This window comes from uncultured Kocuria sp., assembly GCF_947500125.1.
Lineage (GTDB): Bacteria > Actinomycetota > Actinomycetes > Actinomycetales > Micrococcaceae > Kocuria.
Map to the genome: position 1 here is coordinate 1 of NZ_CANMRA010000068.1, position 3,292 is coordinate 3,292.

Genomic DNA, 3,292 nt, shown 5'->3' on the forward strand with positions numbered 1-3,292 from the left:
ACAACGACTCTATTCGCGGTTTCTGCACATTGTGAGGTTTCGGGTAACAGCTCCGATGTTCCTCCAACTGCCTTCTGACTTGGGCTTATCCTGCTTGATCGCCTCAGGGCGACGTGCCGTGCGGGATGCGAATGGCCCCCGGACCTACCATGCCCGTTCGGCTTCTGGCCTGGACTTTCCCGGCGATGATTGCGATACACGCAATCTGTGTGCGACTATCGCAAGCATCTTCTGACATCCAAGGACGACTCATGGGCCACGATGGCGAGAACGTGCGGTTCGTTCCCTTCGGTGGGCAGGCCCCCGATCCGGACGTCTTCCTGGCCAGTGTCTTGGATGGGTGGGGTGCTCAGCAGCGGGCGAAGGACTTCGCGCCGGCCACGATTCGCACCCGGCGCAGCGTCGTGATGAGCCTGGTGGACTTCTCGGGGCGCTACCCGTGGGAGTGGACGCTGTCAGACGCGGACGACTTCTTCTCCCACGCCCGTGCGGTGCGCAACCTCTCTCACGGGAGCGTGCGCTCCTATCAGGGGGCGATCAAGCTGTTCTGCGACTACGCCTGCGATCCGCACTACGACTGGTGCGAGCAGGCCGCGAGGTCGTTCGGGCAGGTCTTCGCCCAGGTCGTGACCGAGCTCAACCGCCTCACCCATGCCCAGCCCACCGAGGCGCGCCCGGCCAAACGTCCTTTCACCCAGGCCGAGCTGCAGGAGTTGTTCGATCTGGCCGATCTGGAGGTCGAGCGGATCCTGGTCTCCGGGCGCAAGGGTGCGGTGGCCGCCTGGCGGGACGCGATCGCGTTCAAGACGGCCTACAGCTGGGGGCTGCGCGCCAACGAACTGCGGCACCTGCAGGTCGTGGATTTCTCGTCCAACAACCGGGCCCCCTACCTGGGCGGCCACGGCGTGCTGCGCGTGCGCTGGGGCAAGTCCCACCGTGGCTCGGCGAAGAAGGTCCGCTCCGTGTTGACCGTCTGGCCCTGGTCCGCGGAGATGATCCAGGACTGGATCCGCAACGGGCTGCCCCGCTACGGGCACCCGGTGAGTGATCTCTTCCCCACCAGCACCGGGGCGATCGTGGGCGAATCGCATCTGCTCGGGCGGCTGCGAGGCTTCATCGATGAGCTCGGTTTCCCGCCCGGGCTCGATCTGCACTCCTTCCGTCGTTCCTACGCCACACAGCTGATCACCGGGGCGGGCTTCGACGTCACCTTCGTTCAACTCCAGCTCGGTCACGAGCACGCCGCGACGACCTCGATCTACTCCCTGCCCTCCCCCGACTACCAGCGGCTGGCCCTGGAACGGGCCCACGACCGCACCATCCAGGCAGCCCTCGGGCTGCCCGCACCCAGGAGAGCCCCATGAGCACACGCGAGATCACCTACACCTGGCGGGTCCGCGAGATCATGGCACGTCGCGGCGTGCACACCGCCAAGGACCTCGCCGAGCTGTTGCACGAACGTGGCATCACCCTCACCGCCAATGCCGTGTGGCGCATCGTGACCCAGCAGCCGGAGCGGATCTCCTTCAAGGTCCTCGTCGCCCTCTGCGACGCCCTCGAGGTCACGCCCAACGACCTGATCACCTACACGGCCACCGACGCCAAGACCGCCCGGCAACACCGCGCGGGGACCGGTGAAGACCTCCCTGACCTTCGCCACTACCGCCCCGTGCGCGCCCGGATCATCGACGACGATGACTGACCCCTGGCGCCCGGCCACCGACGGCAACGGATCCGCCCGGCCGCCCACGCTCACCGACCTCCCCACCCCGAACAAACGCGGCCGGCCCCGCTCGGCCGGGCCCCACGCCTGCGACCGTTGCCACCAGCAGGTCGCCAAGATCCGCGTGCACTGGCCCGACGGAGCCATCTGCGGGGCCTGCTTCACCGAAGCCACCCACACCTACGGCACCTGCCCGCACTGCGGGGAACACCGCATGCTCCCGGGTCGCTCCGCCGAACGAGAGCCCCTCTGCCGTGACTGCGCCGGCATCACCACCGCCCTGACCTGCACCCGCTGTCACCGCGAGGCCGAGAGGTTCCGGGCCGGGCTCTGCATCCGTTGCGCGCTCACCGACGACCTCACCACCGTGCTCGTCCCCGGCGAGGACCTACGCCTGCACCGGCTCATCAAAGTGCTCACCGGTTCCCAACGACCCGAGAGCGTCTATACCTACATGCGCCCAGGCACCCGGGCCAGGACCCTGCTGGAAGCTATCGGCGCCCGCGAACTGGCGCTCACCCACGAAGCCTTCGACCGTCTCCCCCGCTCGAACGCCGCCGAACACCTCCGGGCTCTGCTCGTCCATCACCGCATGATGGACGCCCGCGGCAACGAGACCCTCGCACGGTTCGAACACTGGCTCACCACCAGGATCGCGGCCCTGCCCGAGGACGGCACCGCCCACCTCATCGAACGCTTCGCCACCGAGCACCACCTCCAGCGCATCCGCGCCCAGGCGGCCGATCCCGATGCCGATCTTCAGGCCAGCACCCATACGGCCAAACAAGAGATCACCGAAGCCGGGAAGTTCCTCATCTGGCTACGAGCACACCATCACGCGACCGAGCAAGAACTTCAGCAACTCCACCTCGACGACTACCTCAGCGCCGGCCCCAGTACCCGCAAGCACATCCGCGCCTTCATCCGCTGGCTCGACCACGACCAAGACCACCGCACCGGGGCACTTCAGGTGCCGTTCCGCAACGCCCACTCCACGCCCATGATCACCCAGTCACAGCGCCTCGAGCTCCTCCGGAACTGCCTCGAACACCGCCAGGTCACCAGTTCCACCCGCCTGGCCGGGCTGATCCTGCTGCTGTGGGCCCATCCCCTGAACAAGATCGTCCTGCTCCGCCGGGAACACCTCACGGCCACACCGGACGGCATGCTCCTCACCCTCGGGACCACCCCGACAGCCATTCCCGAAGCGCTCACCGAGGTGTTCTGGCAGCACCTGCAGGACCCCGGGCACCAGAACACCATCAACACCGGCACGCCGTGGCTGTTCCCTGGCACCCGTGCGGGCCGGCACCTGCACCCGAACACTCTCTCCGGCAGGCTCAAAGTCCTCGGCATTGACGCCCAACGCGCCCGCAACGCCACCCTGCGCGACCTCACCCAAGAAGTCGACGCACGAACCCTGATCGATCTCCTCGGCTACAGCCCCGACGTTATTGCCCAGCACGCCGCCCGATCCGCCACACCCATGTCCGACTACATCGACCTGAAACGCCAACAGCCCCGATGACCTCGATCACCGAAGAAACGGATAACGCACTTTCCCATCAA

3 protein-coding genes are annotated in these 3,292 nt (G+C 67.0%); all 3 read left to right on the forward strand.

Annotated elements, in window-relative coordinates; all coding sequences use genetic code 11:
* Positions 1–251 precede the first annotated feature (251 nt).
* The 3 genes from Q0817_RS19780 to Q0817_RS19790 are packed head-to-tail and all read left to right on the forward strand — an operon-like array spanning position 252 to position 3,251.
* Positions 252–1,364, forward strand: coding sequence for a site-specific integrase (locus Q0817_RS19780; protein WP_298592127.1), 1,113 nt, complete (start codon positions 252–254; stop codon positions 1,362–1,364).
* The gene (locus tag Q0817_RS19785; protein ID WP_109223260.1) at positions 1,361–1,702 is read left to right on the forward strand and encodes a helix-turn-helix transcriptional regulator; all 342 of its coding nucleotides are present in this window, start codon (positions 1,361–1,363) and stop codon (positions 1,700–1,702) included. The genes Q0817_RS19780 and Q0817_RS19785 overlap by 4 nt, the downstream gene beginning before the upstream one ends.
* Positions 1,695–3,251, forward strand: coding sequence for a hypothetical protein (locus Q0817_RS19790; RefSeq protein WP_298592137.1), 1,557 nt, complete (start codon positions 1,695–1,697; stop codon positions 3,249–3,251). The genes Q0817_RS19785 and Q0817_RS19790 overlap by 8 nt, the downstream gene beginning before the upstream one ends.
* Positions 3,252–3,292: the final 41 nt, after the last annotated feature.

Coding starts and splice junctions, on each gene's coding strand:
- Q0817_RS19780 (WP_298592127.1), top strand. CDS start 252: ATGGGCCACGATGGCGAGAACGTGCGGTTCGTTCCCTTCGGTGGGCAG.
- Q0817_RS19785 (WP_109223260.1), top strand. CDS start 1,361: ATGAGCACACGCGAGATCACCTACACCTGGCGGGTCCGCGAGATCATG.
- Q0817_RS19790 (WP_298592137.1), top strand. CDS start 1,695: ATGACTGACCCCTGGCGCCCGGCCACCGACGGCAACGGATCCGCCCGG.